Below are 17,615 nucleotides of genomic sequence, written 5' to 3'. Positions count from 1 at the left end.
GTTGATCTTGCCTCTGATCTGCGGCGCCACTGGTGTCGTGGTGTCACGTCCAGTGGAACCTCCCGTTTTGGTCAACGCCAGGCGAGGACGACGAGTTCCCTTGTGAGCGCGGCGGCGTGCGTGCGCCGTCCGGGTGACGGATCAGAAGAGGGTGGTGTCGGCGAAGCGCAGGACCAGCTGGGGTGCTCCGGAGAGGGCGACGCCGAGGACCGCGGTGAGGGTGAGCGCCGCGGTGAGGGGAGCCGGGACGCGGTGCTGGACGGGTTCGCCCTCGGGAGCGCGGAACAGCAGGGCAGTCCACTGGAGGTAGTAGTACAGGGCGATCACCACGTTGACGGCCATGACGACCGCGAGCCAGCCCAGACCCGCGTCGACGGCGGCGGAGAAGACGGTCACCTTGGCGAACAAACCGATGATGCCCGGCGGCAGTCCGGCGAGGCAGAGCAGGAAGAAGGCCAGGAGCAGGGCTGCCAGGGGGTTCTTCGCGTACAGGCCGCGGTAGTCCGTGATGCGGTTGTGGGTCTTGGTCCGTCCGACCAGGGCCGCCACCGCGAAGGCGCCCAGGTTCACGGCGCCGTACATGAGGGCGTAGGCGACGGTGGAGCCGATCGCGTGGTCGGCGTCGTCGGAGTACGCGGCCGCGGCGATCGGGACGAGGAGGTAGCCGGCCTGGCCGACGGAGGACCAGGCGAGCAGGCGGACGGCGCTGTACGCGCGTGTGGCCTGCTGGCGGAGGGCGCCGACGTTGCCGACGGTCATGGTGAGGGCGGCCAGCGCCGCCAGGGACGGTCCCCAGACGTCGGCGTACGAGGGGAAGCCGATGACCGTGACGAGGATGAGGCCGGAGAAGCCGACGGCCTTGCCGACGACCGACAGGTAGGCGGCGACCGGGAGCGGGGCTCCGACGTAGGTGTCGGGGACCCAGAAGTGGAAGGGGACGGCGGCCGTCTTGAAGGCGAAGCCGATCAGGGTGAGGACCACGCCCGTCTGGGCGAGGGTGTGCAGCTGACCGTCGACGTCCTGGATGCGGTCGGCCACCTGGGTGAGGTACAGGGTGCCGGTCGTGGCGTAGACGAAGCTGACGCCCAGAAGGCTGACGGCGGTGGCGGTGACGGACGACAGGAAGAACTTCAGGGCCGCCTCGGAGGACTGGCGGTTGCCGTGGCGGATGCCGACGAGGGCGAAGGCGGGCAGGGAGGCGACCTCCAGGGCGACGATCAGGGTGGCGAGGTCGCGGGAGGCGGGCAGGAGGGCGGCGCCGGCGGCGGAGGACAGCAGCAGGAACCAGAACTCCCCATCGGGGAGTCGTTTGCGGGCGTCCTTCAGGGCCGTGACCGACAGGAGAGCGGCCAGCAGTGCTCCGCCGAGGACCAGGAACTGGATGACCAGAGTGAAGCGGTCGGCCGTGTAGCTGCACACGGATGTGCCGCCGGTCAGGCAGAAGGTGGAGCGGTCGCCGTCCAGGAGGGGCAGCAGGAGGGCCGTGGAGGCGGCCAGACCGGCGACGGAGAGCCAGCCGAGGAGCGGCTTCCTGCCGTCGGACACGAACAGGTCGGTGACGAGGACGGCGAGGCCGACGACGGCCGCGAGAGTGGGCGGGGCGATCGCGAGCCAGTCGACGGACTGGACCACCGACTCGGCCAGGGGCTGGGCCAGGGAGCTCATCGGGTGCCTCCTGCGAGGAGCTGCTGCACGGCCGGGTCGGTCAGGCCGAGGAGGGCCTTGGGCCAGAGGCCGGCGACGACGGTGAGGACGACAAGCGGCGTCCAGGCCGCGAACTCGTACGTGCGGACGTCGGTGAGCCGCTGGGCGTCCTGCGGGGCGGCGCCCATGCAGACGCGGCGGACGACGACGAGCAGGTAGCCGGCGGTCAGGAGCGTGCCGAACGCGCCGATCGCGGTGAAGGTGAGGAAGGCGGGACGGCTGAGGTCGCCGGCCGGGTCGAAGGCGCCGAACAGGGCGAGCATCTCGCCCCAGAATCCGGCGAGGCCGGGCAGACCGAGCGAGGCCACCGCGGCGAAGGCGAGGAGGCCGCCGAGGCGGGGGGCCTTGCCGTAGAGGGCGGCGCCGGTCTCCTCGGCGAGGGTGTCGAGGTCGGTGGTGCCGGTGCGGTCCTTCAGGGCGCCGACCAGGAAGAAGAGCAGGCCGGTGATGAGGCCGTGGGCGATGTTGGCGAACAGGGCTCCGTTGACGCCGGTCGGGGTCGTCGAGGCGATGCCGAGCAGGACGAAGCCCATGTGGCCGACGGAGGAGTAGGCGATGAGTCGCTTCAGGTCGCCCTTCGCGCCCTGCTTGGCGAGGGCCAGACAGGCGAGGGATCCGTAGATGATGCCGACGACGGCGAAGGCGGCGAGGTAGGGCGCGAAGGTGTGGAAGCCGTCGGGCGCGACCGGGAGGACGATCCGGACGAACCCGTACGTACCCATCTTCAGCAGGACGCCGGCGAGGAGGACCGAGCCGACGGTCGGGGCGGCGGTGTGGGCGTCGGGCAGCCAGCTGTGCAGCGGCCACATCGGCGTCTTGACCGCGAGCCCGATTCCGACCGCGAGAACGGCGATGACCTGCACGGATGTGGTCAGCGACCGGCCGTTGTCAGTGGCGAGTGCCACCATGTCGAACGTGCCCGCCGTGATTCCGATCAGGAGCAGGCCGAGCAGCATGACCACGGACCCGAGCAGGGTGAAGAGGATGAACTTCCAGGCCGCCTGGGTCCGTTGCTCACCGCCCCAGCGGGCGATGAGGAAGTACATCGGGATCAGGACCATCTCGAAGGCGAGGAAGAACAGCAGCAGGTCGAGGACGGCGAAGGTGGCGAGGGTGCCGGACTCGAGGACGAGCAGCAGCGCGACGAAGGCCTTCGGGCTCGGGCCCTTGGGCAGGTTGAAGTACGAGTAGAGCGCGCAGAGGAAGGTCAGCAGCGCGGTCAGGACCAGAAGGGGGAGGGAGATGCCGTCGATGCCGAGGTGGATCCGCACGTCGAGTGCGGGGATCCAGCTGATGTCGGTCGTGGCCTGCATCTTCGAGGGGTGGTCGTGGTCGAAGCCGAGCACGAGGACGATCGCGGCGATGAGAATCGCACCGGTCACGGTCACGCCGTGCCGGAGCACGGCCTGCTCGGGTGACTTCCCCTTCAGTCCCGGCGGGGCGGGCAGGAGAGCGGTGGCCGCGCCGAGGAGCGGGCCGACGACGATGAACGCCAGAAGGAACTGCATCACGGACTCGCTGATATCGATCACGCCTGCTCACGCTCCCGTGGCGACGAGGAGGGCGACGACCGCCAGGACGACGGTGCCGGCGAGCAGCGCGCTCACATAGGTCTGGACGTTGCCGGTCTGTGCGCGCCGTACGGCGGTGCCGAGCCAGCGGGGCAGGGTGCCGGCGCCGCGTACGTAGGTGTCGACGACCTCACGGTCGAGGAAGCGGACGAGGCTCGCTCCGGCCTGGATCGGGCGGACGAACAGGGCCCGGTAGACGGCGTCCAGGTGGAAGCCGACGGCCGCGTGGCGGTGCAGCGGCCCCAGCAGAAGCCGTCCGGGATCGGCCGGGTCGGGGGCCGAGGCCACGTCTCCGTAGGCGGGCGCGTGCGTCGCGATGGCCTCGGCCTCCACCAGCCCGGCGTCGCCCTCCGGGTGGGCGGCGACCGCCCCCAGCGGGACGCGGGCGGCCTGAGCGGTGGTGTGGCGCCAGGCGGCGTAGAGGACGAGGGCGCCGATCAGGGCGATGCCTGTGCCGAGGACGGAGGTGGCGAGGGCAGGCGCGAGGTCGCGGCCGTCGAACCAGTCGGGGAGCGAGCGGTAGGCGAAGCCGCCGAGGGCGAGGGACGGGGCGGCGAGCACCCACAGGACGACGGTCATGGTCAGCGGCTGACGGCCGTGGTCGGGGGCCTCGGTGCCCCGGCCCTGGAAGGCCAGCAGCCACAGGCGGGCCGCGTAGGCGGCGGTGAGAAGGGCGGTGACCAGGCCGGCGACGAGGACGATCCAGCCCGCGGCGGCCGGGGCGTGCTCGGTGTGGCCGGTGGTGACGTGTTCGGCGGCGCCGAGGACCGACTCCTTGGAGAAGAAACCGCTGAACGGCGGGATCGCGGCCAGCGCGAGGAGCGCCACGGTCATGGTCCAGAAGGCGTCGGGGACGCGGTCACGCAGGCCGGTCATGCGGGACATGGCGGCCAGGGAGTTGGTGCCGGCGGCATGGATGATCACGCCGGCCGCGAGGAACAGCAACGCCTTGAAGGCGCCGTGCGAGAGGAGGTGGAAGACGGCGGCACCGCGGTCGCCGACGGCGAGGGCACCGGTCATGTAGCCGAGCTGGCCGATCGTCGAGTAGGCGAGGACGCGCTTGATGTCGTCCTGGGCCAGCGCGGCGAGACCCGAACCGGCCATCGTGACGGCGGCCATGACGGCGAGGACGACCATCGCGGCCTGCGAGGCCTCGAACACCGGGAGGAGACGGGCGATGAAGTAGACACCGGCGGCGACCATCGTCGCGGCGTGGATCAGCGCGGAGACGGGCGTCGGGCCCGCCATCGCGTCCGGGAGCCAGGTGTGCAGCGGGAACTGCGCCGACTTGCCGGCCACGCCCGCCAGGAGCAGCAGGGCGATCAGCGTCGGGTGGTCGAGCCCGCCGTGTGCGACGGCGCCGAGAACCTCCGTGATCCGGAAGGAGCCGGCGTCGGTCGCGAGGGCGAACAGGCCGATGAGGAAGGGGACATCGCCGAGCTTGGTGACCAGGAAGGCCTTGATCGAGGCGGCGCGGGCCTCGGGGGTCTCCCAGTAGTGGCCGACCAGGAAGTAGGAGCAGATGCCCATGACCTCCCAGCCGACCAGCAGCACGATCAGGTCGCCGGAGTAGACGACCAGGAACATCGCGGAGGTGAACAGGGAGACGAGAGCCGCGTACGAGGGGTAGCGCGGGTCCTCGCGGAGGTAGCCGGTCGAGTAGACCTGCACACAGGTGGCGACCAGGCCGACCAGGACGGCGACGAGGGCGGCGAAGCCGTCGATGTACAGGGCGAGTTCGATCGGGATGGACCCGGTGGGCGTGAGTTCGGTGGCCGCGTCGACGGCCGCGCCTCCGCCCTGGCGTACGGCGACCAGGACGGCCAGGACGAGGGAGGTGAGGGTCGGCAGGACGGCGAGCGGGCGGGCGAAGCCGGGGGCCGTGCGGCCCAGGAGCAGGCCGGCGGCCGCCCCGAGGAACGGCAGAAGGGGGACGAGGACGGCGAGGGTGGTCGTGGTCACGCGGTGGCCTCAGCCTTCTCGGTCCGCCCGGTCGGCTCGGCCGTCGGGGCGTCGCTGTCGGAGCCGTCGACCGGGTGGCTCTCGTGGCCCTCGGCGGTGTCGCGGAGCTTGTCGATGTCGGCGGTGCCGCGGTTGCGGTGGACGGCGAGCACGATCGCCAGGCCGATGCCGATCTCGGCGGCGGCGATGGCGATGGTGAACAGGGCCAGGGCCTGACCGGAGTGCAGCGTCTCCTCGGCGGTCCTGCTGAGCCAGACGTCGAAGGCGACGAGGTTGAGGTTGACGGCGTTGAGCATCAGCTCGACCGACATCAGGACCAGGATCGCGTTGCGGCGGGCGAGGACGCCGTACAGGCCCGTGCAGAAGAGGAGGGCGGACAGGACGGCGGGATAGGCGAGGTGCATCAGCGGGCGCCTTCCTGCTCGGCCGGGTGATCTCCCTCGATCGGGTGATTCCGGGAATCCGGGGCGGATAGGGAACTGCCGGTCGCCGCTCGGGAGTTCACAGGGGGAGGGCTCGTCTCCGCCTTCGCCTTGCGGGACAGGACGATGGCGCCGACCAGGGCGGCGAGGAGGAGGACGGAGAGGGCCTCGAAGGGGAGGACCCAGTTCTGGAAGAGGCTCGCGCCGGTGACCTTCGTGGAGCCGGCGGCCGGGCCGTCGAGGTCGATCCAGGTGGTGCGGAAGGCGTCGACGACCACCCAGACCAGCGCGGCCGCGGCGGCGACGGCCACGGTGAGGGCGGCCCAGCGGTTGCCGGAGTCGGCGTCCGGGGAGCGGCCGATGGGAGCCCTGGTGAGCATCAGACCGAAGAGAAGGAGGACGACGACGGAGCCCACGTAGATCAGGACCTGCACCCAGGCGATGAACTCGGCGGTGAGCAGGAGGTACTCGACGGCGAGGCCACCGAGAGTGACCACCAGCCACAGGGCGGCGTGGACGAGCTGCCGGGTGGTGACGGTGACGAGGGCGGCGCCGAAGGTGACCAGACCGACGAGGAGGAAGGCGATCTCGACGCCGGTCGGGGAGAGGAAGCCGTGTGCTTCGGCTGCGAGGTTCACGCGTCCCCCTTCCCCTGCTGCGGCTCGGCCTGCTCCTGGGCCTGGGTCGCCGCCAGCTTCTCGGCCGTCTTGCGGGCGGCGGCGATCTCCTTCGGTTCCTCCGCGCCGGGGTCGAGGGCGGGCGGGGCCGGGACGGTCCACATCCACTCGCGGAGCTTGTCGCGTTCGTGGGTGAGGTCGCGGATGTCGGTCTCGGCGTACTCGAACTCCGGGGACCAGAACAGGGCGTCGAAAGGACAGACCTCGATGCAGATACCGCAGTACATGCACAGGGAGAAGTCGATGGCGAAGCGGTCGAGGACGTTGCGGCTGCGTTCGCGGCCACCGGGGGTCGCGGCCGGGATCGTCTCCTTGTGGGAGTCGATGTAGATGCACCAGTCGGGGCACTCGCGGGCGCACAGCATGCAGACCGTGCAGTTCTCCTCGAACAGGCCGATCACTCCGCGGGTGCGGGGCGGGAGGTCGGGCTGGGTGTCCGGGTACTGCTCGGTGACGGTCTTTCGCGTCATCGTGCGAAGGGTGACGGCCAGGCCTTTGGCCAGGCCGGAGCCGGGGATGGGGGCCATGGCTACTGGATCACCACCTTGACGATGCCGGTGAGGGCGATCTGGGCGAGGGAGAGGGGGACGAGGAGAGTCCAGGAGAGTTTCTGGAGCTGGTCCTCGCGCAGGCGGGGGTAGGTGACGCGGAGCCAGATGACGAGGAAGGCGAGGATCGCGATCTTCAGGAGGGTCCAGACCCAGCCGAGGCCGTCGGCGCCCCAGGGGCCGTGCCAGCCGCCCAGGAAGAGGACGGTGGTCAGGCCGCACAGCACGATGATTCCGGCGTACTCGGCCAGGAGGAAGAGAGCGAAGCGGAGACCGGTGTACTCGGTGTACGCGCCGAAGATGATCTCCGAGTCGGCGACGGGCATGTCGAAGGGAGGCCGCTGGAGCTCGGCGAGGCCGGCGACGAAGAAGACGATCGCGCCGACGATCTGCCAGGGCAGCCACCACCACTCGAAGGCGTCGAGGATGCCGGGGAGGGACACGGTCCCGGCGGCCATCGCCACCGAGGCGGCGGCCAGAAGCATCGGGAGTTCGTAGGCGAGGAGCTGGGCGGCGGTGCGCAGACCGCCGAGGAGGGAGAACTTGTTGGCGCTGGCCCAGCCGGCCATGAGGGAGCCGAGGACGCCCACGCCCATCACGGCGAGCACGAAGAAGACGCCCGCGTCGATGACCTCGCCCACCGCGCCCTCGCTCGGCCCGATGGGGATCGCGAGGAGGACGAGGAGGTACGGGAGGAGGGCGACGGCGGGGGCGAGTTGGAAGATACGGCGGTCCGCGCCCGCGGGGACGACGTCCTCCTTCTGCGCGAACTTCACGCCGTCCGCGATGAGCTGGGCCCAGCCGTGGAAGCCGCCGGCGTACATCGGGCCGAGGCGGCCCTGCATGTGGGCCATCACCTTGTGCTCTGTCTGACCGACGATCAGGGGGAAGGTGAGGAAGACGACGAATACGACCAGGAGTCGCAGGGCGACGTCGAGAGCGTCGTTCACTGCGGGCCTCCTTGGGGGTTCTCGGGGGTGTCGTTGTCCGGGGTGCTGTTCTCAGGGGCGAAGGTCGATGCGTCGTTCCTGCCGGGGGACGGCTCCTCGCCCGCCACGGGCCGCTCGGGGGCGGGCTGCCGCACCCCCGACTGCCCGGACTCGGTCCGCTTCCCGTCCGACTCCGGCTGCCCGGGCTCACCCCGACGCCGCTCCGGCTGCCGAGGATCGGCCCGGTCCGGCTCCTGCTGCCCGGGCTCGGCCTGGCCCGGATCCGGCTGTCCGGACTCGGGCGCCTGCGACTCCGGCTGTCCGGGCTCGCTCGGCCGCGGCTCCTGCTGCCCGGGCTCGGCCCGGTTCGGATCCGGCTGCGGCTGCGGCTGCGGCTGCGGCTGCCCAGGGTGGGCCCGGTCCGGCTCCTGCTGCCCGGGCTCGGCCTGGCCCGGATCCGGCTGTCCGGGGTCGGTCCGCCGCGAAGTCGGCTGTCCGGGCTCGGCCCGCTCCGGCTCCGGCTTCGGCTGCTCCGGGGCGGTCCGCTTCGGCTCTGGTTCGTCGAAGGCGGGGCGGGCGTGGTGCCAGGGGGCGTCGGAGCTGCGGGAGGCCGGGGAGGGACGGGTGGTCTCGCGTGGGGTGACCGCCCGCCGGCTGGCGGAGCCCTCCGACGCACTGCGTGCGCGGCGCGGACCTGCGGGGGGTCGGCCGGTACCGCCTGTGGCCTCGTGGGCGGCATCGCCAGGAGGCGCCGATCGCCGGCTCGCCGAGCCCTCCGACGCGCTGCGTGCGCGGCGCGGTCCCGCCGGGGGCTGCGCGGTCGTCGGGGTTTCGGAAGTGGGTGAAGGTTCCGGGGCCTGGGAAGGCGCTGGTGTCGTGGGAGTCGGCGACTCCGCGGCGGTCGTCTGCTCCGGGGGTGCGGGTTCTTCCGCGGCAGTCGTATCCTGCGCCCGCTGGGAAGCCGAGCCCTCGCTCACGCTGCGGGAACGGCGGGGTCCGGCCGTGCCCCGGGGAGGGCGCGGAGCCGACGGTTCCGGAGATGGCGACATACCGGCCGTATCCGCCGCACCGGCCCTACCGGTCGTTCCCGTCGTTCCGGTAGCGCCCGTCGTTCCCGTCGTTCCGGTAGCGCCGGTCGTTCCCGTCGTTCCGGTCGCACCGGTCGCACCCGTCGAAGGCGTGGCCTCCGCAGCCGTCGGCGCGGTTGAGGCGCCCTCGGTCGCCGCGCCCGGCGATGATTCCGGCGCCGCTGCCGCCTGGCTCGCCGATCCCTCGGCCGCCGTCCGCGTGCGCCGCGCGGGCCGTTCGCCCGCGGGCCGCGCCGGACGTTCGCCGGGCGTCCGCGCCGGGCGTTCCCCGGTCGCGCGTCCAGCCGCGGCGCCCCGTGCGGGGCGGGCCGGGGCGGGAGGGAGCTGGCCCTTGAGGGGGCCCCACTCGTTCGGGTCGGGGACGCCCGGGGGAAGCATCTGGCGGCGCTTGGGGCCGCCGTGCTCGGACTCGCCGGGTTCCTTGGCGCCGGGCCAGGCCTTGGCGACGCGGGCCGCGAGGACGAAGTCCTTGCGGAGGGGGTGGCCCTCGAAGGTTTCCGGCAGCAGGAGGTGGTCCAGGGCGGGGTGACCCTGAAAGACGACGCCGAACATCTCGTGCGTCTCGCGTTCGTGCCAGGCCGCGCCCGCGTAGACGTCGACGGCGGAGGGAAGCGTCGGGGACTCGTGCGGGACCGTCGTGCGCAGCAGCAGTCGGCGTACCGGGGTGAGGGCGACGACATGCGCCGAGACCCGGAAGCCGGTGCCCGGTTCGTCGACCGCGCTCAGCCAGTCGAAGTAGGTGCAGTCGAGGCGGTCGCGGGCCGTCTCCAGCGCCGTGATCCAGGACGTGGACGGCACGTCCACCGTCAGGACCTCGTACGACTCCTCGGCCGTGGCCTGCGGGCCGAACAGTTCCTCGGCTCCGGCGGGCAGCCAGCCGACCTCGCTCATCGGCCCGCCTCCCCCGCGTCCGCGGTCAGGGCCGGCGGCGGCACCAGCCCGCTCTGCAGCGCCGCCGCCGACGGGCGGGCCGTGCCGGAGGCGTACCGCTCGCCCAGCGACTCCCGGGCGATCTTCTCCTGGAGCTTGAGGATGCCCTGGAGCAGCGCCTCGGGCCGCGGCGGGCAGCCGGGGACGTAGACGTCCACGGGGATGATCTGGTCGACGCCCTTGGTCACGGAGTACGAGTCCCAGTAGGGGCCGCCGCAGTTGCTGCACGCGCCGAAGGAGATGACGTACTTCGGCTCGGGCATCTGCTCGTAGAGGCGCTTCACGGCCGGGGCCATCTTGTCCGTGACCGTGCCGGACACGACCATCAGGTCGGCCTGGCGCGGGCCCGGCGCGAAGGGGATCACGCCCAGGCGGATGAAGTCGTGCCGGGCCATCGACGCGGCGATGAACTCGATCGCGCAGCAGGCGAGGCCGAAGTTGAAGACCCAGAGCGAGTAGCGGCGTCCCCAGTTGAGGACGACCTTCATCGGTTCCGGGGCGAGGCGGGCGAGCGCGCCCAGCCGCTTCGGCTCGGGCAGGTACACGGGCTCGGGCCCGGAAGGAGTCACTTCTGGCGTCACGTCCATGCCAGGACGCCCTTCTTGTAGGCGTAGAGCAGGCCCACGGCCAGGAAGCCGAGGAAGATGAACATCTCCACGAGGGTGGTCGCGCCGTAGCCGGGGGCCGCGAAGACCGTCGCCCAGGGGAAGAGGAAGATCGAGTCGACCGCGAAGATCACGTAGAGGAAGGCGTACACGTAGTAGCGGACCTGGGTGTGGGCCCAGCCCTCGCCGACGGGGTCGACGCCGCACTCGTACGTCAGGAGCTTCTCGGGGGTGGGGACCACGGGGCGCAGCAGGCGGCCCGCGCCGAAGGCGACCGCGACGAACAGCACGCCGACAGCGGCGAGGAGCCCGACGACCGCGTAGGAGTGGAAGTAGTCCGACGCGACGACGACCGTGGAATCCCTCAACGTTTCGTGCGACGTCTGCGGCACCGTCCGTCCCTCGCTCCCCGACCTCGGCCTGTTCGACGATCTGTACGCACGGGAGTCTAGGGCCTGATAAAGGCACGGTAAGCAGCCCGTCCTGCCTGGAGCAACGGGGGTCCGGGTTTTCTCCGGGTGGCGGTAGGGGCGAACCTGATGGCGCGGGGCCCCGTCGCACGGCACGCTGGCCCGTATGACCGCATCGAAGTCCGCACCCACGGCCGCCCACCGGCCCTCCGTGCCCGCCGCCGGCCGGGGGACGGCGGGGCGCGACGACCGCCTGCCGCCCGCCCGCCTCGCCTACGACCCGCAGACGTGGAAGGAGATCGCGCACCTCCTGGCGAACCTGCCGATGTCGGTCATCGGGTTCACCTACGTGATGACGGTGCTGTTCACCGGTGCCACGTTGACGATCACGGTGGTGGGGCTGCCGCTGCTCGCGCTGGGGCTGCTGGGGGCGCGGCTGATCGGCCGGTTCGAGCGGGGCCGGGCGCGGCTGCTGCTCGGGGTGCGGATCGAGGAGCCCAGCCCGCTGCCGTTACGCCGGGCGGGCAACGTCTTCCAGGGGATGTGGCTGGCGCTGAAGGACCCGGTGGCCTGGCGGACGGTGCTCTACGACTTCATGCGGCTGCCGTGGGGCATCGTCACGTTCACGGTCACTCTCACCTCACTGTTCGTGCTGTGGCCGGTGCTGCCGTTTCTGGCGCGTGGGCTGACCAACGCGGACCGGGCGATGGTGCGGGCCCTCCTGTCGCCCTCCGACGAGCTGGAGCGGCGGATCGCCGAGCTGGAGTCCGACCGGGGGGTCGTCGTCGACACGGCCGCGGCAGACCTGCGGCGCATCGAACGCGATCTGCACGACGGGGCGCAGGCCCGGCTCGTCAACCTGGCGATGGGGCTGGGCCTGGCGAAGGAGAAGCTGCTGGAGGACCCCGACGCGGCCTCGGCCATGGTCGAGGAGGCGCACGGCGAGGTGAAGCTCGCGCTCCAGGAGCTGCGTGACCTGGCCCGGGGCATCCATCCGGCCGTCCTGACCGACCGGGGACTGGACGCGGCGCTGTCGGCGGTGGCCTCCCGGTGCACGGTGCCGGTGACCGTGACGGCCGACCTGGCGTCGAGACCGGCGCAGGCCATCGAGGGCATCGCTTACTTCACCGTCTCCGAGCTGCTGCAGAACGTCAGCAAGCACAGCGGGGCGCGGTCGGCCTCGGTCGACGTGTGGCGGGTGGAGAACCGGCTGCTCATACAGGTGTGGGACGACGGCCGGGGCGGGGCGCGGCTGGACGGCGGCACGGGGATGCGGGGGCTCGCGGAGCGGCTGGACGCCGTGGACGGCCTGTTCGTCGTGGAGTCTCCGCCGGGTGGTCCGACGACGGTGACCGCGGAGCTGCCCTGGCGGGACCGGGTGGAGCAGCCGGGCCGGCCGCAGCGCGCGGGAGGACGCGCGGGGTAGGGAAAACCCCCCGTCCAAGACGCCGACGGACTCCATGGTCCACGCGCTCGCCGCCGAGCAGGGTGGAGGTAGGGGACGGCACCTGACGACGCGCCTGCCGACACCTGCCGACCTTGCGGACGAGACGAGTAGAACGGACCACGCCGATGGCCACGCAGTACAGCGAGTACGGGGACTACACGCGGTACGCCGACGGACATGGATCCGGCGGCGGCGAGCGGCGGCATCGGCTGCCGCTGGCGCTGCGGGCGCCGGTCGAGGCGCGCGCATGGCGCGAGTTCGCCTATGTGCTGCTGAGCCTGCCGATCAGCATCACGCTGTTCACCTTCGCCGTCACGATGCTGGCGCTGGGGGCCGGCCTGCTGGTGACGTTCGTCGGCATCCCGGTGCTGGCGGCGGGGCTGGCCGTGTGCCGGGGCTTCGGGTCGCTGGAGCGGACCCGGGCGCGCGGGCTGCTCGGCCTCGATGTGGCTCCCCCCGAGCCGCTGCGGCTGCGCGGCAAGGGCGCGTCGGCCTGGATGGGCGCCGTCCTCAAGAGCGGCGCGTCCTGGCGGCATGTGCTGTACGCGGTGGTGCACCTGCCGTGGGCGGTGTTCTCCTTCTGCGTCGCGGTGGTCTTCTGGACGTACGGGTGGTCGATGCTGACGTACCCGCTGTGGTTCTGGCTCTTCCCGGTGTACGGCGGTCAGGGCGGGCTCCAGCTGTACGGCGACGAGCAGCACCAGATCTATCTCGACAACCCGTTCGAGATCACTGTGACCGTGCTGGTGGGGCTGCTGGTCACGATGGCCACGCCGTGGATCGTGCGGGCGCTGACGACGGTGGACCGAGTGCTGGTGCACGGGCTGCTCGGGCCGTCGCGGCTGGCGTCGCGCGTGGTGGAGCTGGAGTCCGACCGGGGGGTCGTGGTGGACACGGCGGCGGCCGACCTGCGGCGCATCGAGCGGGATCTGCACGACGGGGCGCAGGCGCGGCTGGTGGCGCTGGCGATGGATCTCGGGCTGGCGAAGGAGAAGCTGCGGGAGGACCCGCAGGCGGCGGCGCGGATGGTGGACGAGGCGCACGGTGAGGTGAAGACGGCGCTGCAGGAGCTGCGGGATCTGGCGCGGGGGATTCACCCCGCGGTGCTGACGGACCGGGGGCTGGACGCGGCACTGTCGGCGGTGGCTTCCCGGTGCACGGTGCCGGTGCAGGTGGAGGTGGATCTGGCGCAGCGGCCGGCGCCGGCCATCGAGGGGATCGCCTACTTCACCGTCTCCGAGCTGCTGCAGAACATCAGCAAGCACAGTGGGGCGCGGTCGGCCTCGGTCGATGTGTGGCGGGTGGAGAACCGGCTGATGGTCCAGGTTGTCGATGACGGGGTGGGGGGTGCGGATGCCTCCGGCGGGTCGGGGCTGGCGGGGTTGGCCGGGCGGTTGGACGCGGTGGACGGGATCCTGGTGGTGGATTCGCCGGTGGGGGGGCCTACGCGGGTTACTGCGGAGTTGCCCTGGCGGGCGTAGGGCTGGGGGTGGGGGGTTCGCCCCAGCAGGTTTCGCCCCCGCCGCCCCTACCCTTCCCGTCCTCCAGGGGCTCCGCCCCTTCGACCCCGCCGGGGGCTGCGCCCCCTGGACCCCTACGAGGCTGTGCCCTGCACCCCGGCGGGGCTGCGCCCCTGTAACCCTGCAGGGACGCGCCCCTGCACTCCACGCGGGCTCCACCAACCTGCACTCCCAGCGGGGCCGCGCCCCCGCACCCCACGCGGAGTCCGCCACCCTGCGCCCTCAGCGGGGCCGCCACCCTGCACCCCAGTGGGGGCCGCGCCCTTGCACCCTTGCGGGGCTGCCGCCCCGCACCCCGCTTCGGCCCTGAACGGGCCTCGTCCGTCCTCGAACTCCCCTCCCTAGAGGTGGTGCCCCCAGACGGGCTGGTTTTCACCGGCCCAGCTCACAGGGCACCGGAGGGGGTGAGTTGCCCTGACCGGCGCTCACCAATCGGCCTCCGACGGACTGGACCACCCTGACCAGCGCTCACCAATCGGCCTCCGACGGACTGGACCACCCTGACCAGCGCTCGCCAATCGGCCTCCGACGGACTGGACCACCCTGACCAGCGCTCGCCAATCGGCCTCGAACGGACTGGACCACCCTGACCAGCGCTCACCAGTCGGCCTCGAACGGACCGGATCGCCTCGCCCGGCGGGGAGAGGCTCGCCGCCGGGCGGGTGGGGGATCGGGATGGCCGTGGCTTGTTCTCGAACGCGGCGGGTGGGCTGAGGATCTGGTGACCGGGTCTCGTCGGGTGCCCCTGACCGGCTGAGATGCTCCCACCGGGCCCCAGTCCCCGTCCCCCGACCCGCGTCTCCCTCTCCCTCCTCTCAAACGGCCGAAACCCCCCGTCGTCAAGGCGCGCTCCGTCGCATTGCTGGAATGCTGGGGCTGTTCGACCAGACGGGTGGACAGGGACGTGGGCGGGGGGCCGGAGAGCGTGGAGGTCAGGGTGCGGGTGGTCATCGCTGAGGACTCGGTGTTGTTGCGGGAGGGGCTGACCCGGTTGCTGACCGACCGGGGGCATGACGTGGTGGCGGGGGTCGGGGACGCCGAGGCGCTGGTGAAGACGGTCACCGAGTTGGACGCGGAGGGTGCGCTGCCCGACGTGGTCGTTGCGGATGTGCGGATGCCGCCGACGCACACGGACGAGGGCGTGCGGGCCGCCGTACAGCTGCGCAGGGCGCATCCGGGGCTGGGGGTGCTGGTGCTGTCGCAGTATGTGGAGGAGCGGTACGCGACCGAACTGCTGGCCGGTTCCAGCCGGGGAGTGGGTTATCTGCTGAAGGACCGGGTGGCCGAGGTGCGGGAGTTCGTGGACGCGGTGGTGCGGGTCGCCGAGGGCGGTACGGCTCTCGATCCCGAGGTGGTCGCGCAGCTGCTGGGGCGCAGCCGTAAGCAGGACGTGCTGGCCGGGCTCACCCCGCGTGAGCGGGAGGTCCTGGGGCTGATGGCCGAGGGGCGGACGAACTCGGCGATCGCCAAGCAGTTGGTGGTGAGCGACGGGGCGGTCGAGAAGCACGTCAGCAACATCTTCCTGAAGCTCGGCCTCTCCCCCAGTGACGGGGATCACCGCCGCGTTCTGGCGGTCCTTACCTACCTCAATTCGTAGCGGAGTGGCACTGTGCCCTCGTCAGGCGGCGACCGGCTCGTCACAAGCGAGCCGCGAGCCGGTCGGCGTATCTCACGAGAACCGGTGAGCGGGCCGGTGCGTCTCCCGGTACAGCGCCGGGGGGCGGGAAATCATGACAAGTCAGGGCGCCGGGCCGTCTCAGAAGAGTGACCGTCATACGAATGGCCGAGGGAAGGCGACCCTCACCGACGTAGGGTTGATCCAGGAGGGCCTTCCGGAAGGCCGCTCCGGGACAGCCACCTCGAGGGAGGTCCAGTTCAGTGACCAGTCAGGTCAGCAGCGCAGCGGAACAGGCCGACGGAACCGTAGTAGGAGAGCAGCGCAAACCGGCCGGGTCGAAGGACGTGCGCCGTCTCGACCGGGTGATCATCAGGTTCGCGGGGGACTCGGGTGACGGTATGCAGCTCACCGGTGACCGTTTCACCTCGGAGACGGCGTCGTTCGGCAACGACCTGTCGACGCTGCCGAACTTCCCCGCCGAGATCCGCGCGCCCGCCGGTACCCTTCCCGGCGTCTCCTCCTTCCAGCTGCACTTCGCCGACCACGACATCCTCACCCCCGGTGACGCGCCCAACGTGCTCGTGGCGATGAACCCGGCGGCGTTGAAGGCGAACATCGGCGACCTGCCGCGCGGTGCGGAGATCATCGTCAACACGGACGAGTTCACCCGGCGGGCGATGCAGAAGGTCGGCTACGACGTCTCGCCGCTGGAGGACGGCTCCCTCGACGGCTACCAGCTGCACCCGGTGCCGCTGACCACGCTGACGGTGGAGGCGCTGGGGGAGTTCGACCTCAGCCGTAAGGAGGCCGAGCGCAGCAAGAACATGTTCGCGCTGGGGCTGCTGTCGTGGATGTACCACCGGCCGACCGAGGGCACGGAGAAGTTCCTCAGAACGAAGTTCGCCAAGAAGCCGGACATCGCGGCCGCCAACATCGCCGCCTTCCGCGCGGGCTGGAACTTCGGCGAGACCACCGAGGACTTCGCCGTCTCCTACGAGGTGGCTCCGGCGGCGACAGCCTTCCCCGTGGGCACCTACCGCAACATCTCCGGCAACCTCGCCCTGGCCTACGGGCTGGTCGCGGCCTCCCGCCAGGCCGACCTGCCGCTGTTCTTGGGCTCCTACCCCATCACCCCGGCCTCGGACATCCTGCACGAGCTCAGCCGGCACAAGAACTTCGGGGTGCGCACCTTCCAGGCCGAGGACGAGATCGCCGGCATCGGCGCGGCCCTGGGAGCCGCCTTCGGCGGATCCCTCGCGGTGACCACCACGTCGGGCCCGGGTGTGGCGCTGAAGAGCGAGACGATCGGGCTGGCGGTGTCGCTGGAGCTGCCGCTGCTGATCGTCGACATCCAGCGCGGCGGCCCGTCGACGGGTCTGCCGACCAAGACCGAGCAGGCGGACCTGCTGCAGGCGATGTACGGCCGCAACGGCGAGGCGCCGGTGCCGGTGATCGCCCCCCGCACCCCGGCCGACTGCTTCGACGCGGCGCTGGAGGCGGCCCGGATCGCACTGGCCTACCGCACACCGGTGTTCCTGCTGTCGGACGGCTACCTCGCCAACGGCTCCGAGCCCTGGCGGATCCCCGAGATCGACGAGCTGCCGGACCTGAGCGTGCAGTTCGCGCAGGGCCCCAACCACACCCTCGACGACGGCACCGAGGTGTTCTGGCCCTACAAACGCGACCCCAAGACCCTGGCCCGGCCGTGGGCGATCCCGGGGACACCGGGCCTGGAGCACCGCATCGGCGGCATCGAGAAGGAAGACGGCACCGGGAACATCTCCTACGCCCCGGCCAACCACGACTTCATGGTCCGTACCCGCCAGGCCAAGATCGACGGCATCGAGGTGCCGGACCTGGAGGTCGACGACCCGCACGGCGCGAGGACCCTGGTGCTGGGCTGGGGCTCCACCTACGGGCCCATCACCGCGGCCGTACGACGGCTGCGCACCGCCGGGCAGGAGATCGCGCAGGCCCACCTGCGCCACCTGAACCCGTTCCCGAAGAACCTCGGCGCGGTACTGAAGGCGTACGACAAGGTCGTGATCCCCGAGATGAACCTCGGCCAGCTCGCCACCCTGATCCGGGCGAAGTACCTGGTCGACGCGCACTCGTACAACCAGGTCAACGGCATGCCGTTCAAGGCCGAACAGCTCGCCGCGGCCCTCAAGGAGGCCATCGATG

At 71.6% G+C, this 17,615-nt stretch carries 14 protein-coding genes; 4 read left to right on the top strand and 10 right to left on the bottom strand.

Going from position 1 to position 17,615, the window contains the following annotated elements:
- Positions 1-141: 141 nt before the first annotated feature.
- From ACPT94_RS10695 to ACPT94_RS10650, 10 genes are read right to left on the bottom strand one after another with little or no spacing between them, the layout of a single operon-like run.
- Positions 142-1,665 carry an NADH-quinone oxidoreductase subunit N gene (locus ACPT94_RS10695; RefSeq protein ID WP_360331999.1) on the bottom strand — a complete coding sequence of 508 codons (1,524 nt, stop codon included), beginning with the start codon at positions 1,663-1,665 and terminating at the stop codon, positions 142-144.
- The gene (locus tag ACPT94_RS10690) at positions 1,662-3,236 is read right to left on the bottom strand and encodes an NADH-quinone oxidoreductase subunit M (RefSeq protein WP_360331996.1); all 1,575 of its coding nucleotides are present in this window, start codon (positions 3,234-3,236) and stop codon (positions 1,662-1,664) included. Before ACPT94_RS10690 ends, ACPT94_RS10695 begins: the two co-directional genes overlap by 4 nt.
- A 6-nt stretch (positions 3,237-3,242) precedes the next feature.
- Positions 3,243-5,237, bottom strand: a complete 1,995-nt coding sequence (locus tag ACPT94_RS10685) for an NADH-quinone oxidoreductase subunit 5 family protein (RefSeq protein ID WP_360331993.1) — start codon at positions 5,235-5,237, stop codon at positions 3,243-3,245.
- Positions 5,234-5,641 carry an NADH-quinone oxidoreductase subunit NuoK gene (gene nuoK / locus ACPT94_RS10680; RefSeq protein ID WP_360331990.1) on the bottom strand — a complete coding sequence of 136 codons (408 nt, stop codon included), beginning with the start codon at positions 5,639-5,641 and terminating at the stop codon, positions 5,234-5,236. The genes ACPT94_RS10685 and nuoK overlap by 4 nt, the downstream gene beginning before the upstream one ends.
- On the bottom strand, positions 5,641-6,297 hold the full coding sequence (locus tag ACPT94_RS10675; protein ID WP_360331987.1) for an NADH-quinone oxidoreductase subunit J family protein: 657 nt from the start codon (positions 6,295-6,297) through the stop codon (positions 5,641-5,643). The genes nuoK and ACPT94_RS10675 overlap by 1 nt, the downstream gene beginning before the upstream one ends.
- Positions 6,294-6,863: a NuoI/complex I 23 kDa subunit family protein gene (locus ACPT94_RS10670; protein ID WP_360331984.1), complete on the bottom strand. Its 570-nt coding sequence runs from the start codon at positions 6,861-6,863 to the stop codon at positions 6,294-6,296. The genes ACPT94_RS10675 and ACPT94_RS10670 overlap by 4 nt, the downstream gene beginning before the upstream one ends.
- Positions 6,864-6,865: 2 nt before the next feature.
- On the bottom strand, positions 6,866-7,834 hold the full coding sequence (locus ACPT94_RS10665) for a complex I subunit 1/NuoH family protein (protein ID WP_360331981.1): 969 nt from the start codon (positions 7,832-7,834) through the stop codon (positions 6,866-6,868).
- The gene (locus ACPT94_RS10660) at positions 7,831-9,792 is read right to left on the bottom strand and encodes an NADH-quinone oxidoreductase subunit C (RefSeq protein WP_360331978.1); all 1,962 of its coding nucleotides are present in this window, start codon (positions 9,790-9,792) and stop codon (positions 7,831-7,833) included. The genes ACPT94_RS10665 and ACPT94_RS10660 overlap by 4 nt, the downstream gene beginning before the upstream one ends.
- Positions 9,789-10,418 (bottom strand): NADH-quinone oxidoreductase subunit B, encoded by a 630-nt coding sequence (locus ACPT94_RS10655; RefSeq protein ID WP_360331975.1) that lies wholly within the window; start codon positions 10,416-10,418, stop codon positions 9,789-9,791. Before ACPT94_RS10655 ends, ACPT94_RS10660 begins: the two co-directional genes overlap by 4 nt.
- Positions 10,409-10,828: an NADH-quinone oxidoreductase subunit A gene (locus tag ACPT94_RS10650; protein WP_360331972.1), complete on the bottom strand. Its 420-nt coding sequence runs from the start codon at positions 10,826-10,828 to the stop codon at positions 10,409-10,411. Before ACPT94_RS10650 ends, ACPT94_RS10655 begins: the two co-directional genes overlap by 10 nt.
- Positions 10,829-11,012: 184 nt before the next feature.
- Here ACPT94_RS10650 and ACPT94_RS10645 point away from each other — a divergent pair, with 184 nt between their 5' ends.
- The 4 genes from ACPT94_RS10645 to ACPT94_RS10630 form a co-directional block, all read left to right on the top strand.
- A complete protein-coding gene (locus tag ACPT94_RS10645) occupies positions 11,013-12,272 on the top strand; it encodes a sensor histidine kinase (protein ID WP_360331969.1) in 1,260 nt (419 codons plus the stop codon).
- Positions 12,273-12,418: 146 nt separating this feature from the next.
- Complete coding sequence (locus tag ACPT94_RS10640; RefSeq protein WP_425245717.1) at positions 12,419-13,774, top strand: sensor histidine kinase; 1,356 nt, start codon at positions 12,419-12,421, stop codon at positions 13,772-13,774.
- A 976-nt stretch (positions 13,775-14,750) separates the two neighbouring features.
- Positions 14,751-15,410 (top strand): LuxR C-terminal-related transcriptional regulator, encoded by a 660-nt coding sequence (locus tag ACPT94_RS10635; protein WP_360332665.1) that lies wholly within the window; start codon positions 14,751-14,753, stop codon positions 15,408-15,410.
- A gap of 281 nt (positions 15,411-15,691) precedes the next feature.
- A partial coding sequence (locus tag ACPT94_RS10630; protein WP_425245716.1) for a 2-oxoacid:acceptor oxidoreductase subunit alpha occupies positions 15,692-17,615 on the top strand: 1,924 nt, incomplete at its 3' end.

The organism is Streptomyces aurantiaciflavus, from assembly GCF_049808595.1.
GTDB lineage: Bacteria > Actinomycetota > Actinomycetes > Streptomycetales > Streptomycetaceae > Streptomyces.
The sequence above is the reverse complement of the archived record's forward strand: the minus strand, read 5'-3'. Positions and strand labels throughout refer to the sequence as shown.

Bases quoted from the DNA above. Each gene is read 5' to 3' on its own strand.
- ACPT94_RS10695 (WP_360331999.1), bottom strand. From the start codon at position 1,665: ATGAGCTCCCTGGCCCAGCCCCTGGCCGAGTCGGTGGTCCAGTCCGTC.
- nuoK (WP_360331990.1), bottom strand. From the start codon at position 5,641: ATGCACCTCGCCTATCCCGCCGTCCTGTCCGCCCTCCTCTTCTGCACG.
- ACPT94_RS10670 (WP_360331984.1), bottom strand. From the start codon at position 6,863: ATGGCCCCCATCCCCGGCTCCGGCCTGGCCAAAGGCCTGGCCGTCACC.
- ACPT94_RS10660 (WP_360331978.1), bottom strand. From the start codon at position 9,792: ATGAGCGAGGTCGGCTGGCTGCCCGCCGGAGCCGAGGAACTGTTCGGC.
- ACPT94_RS10655 (WP_360331975.1), bottom strand. From the start codon at position 10,418: ATGGACGTGACGCCAGAAGTGACTCCTTCCGGGCCCGAGCCCGTGTAC.
- ACPT94_RS10645 (WP_360331969.1), top strand. From the start codon at position 11,013: ATGACCGCATCGAAGTCCGCACCCACGGCCGCCCACCGGCCCTCCGTG.
- ACPT94_RS10640 (WP_425245717.1), top strand. From the start codon at position 12,419: ATGGCCACGCAGTACAGCGAGTACGGGGACTACACGCGGTACGCCGAC.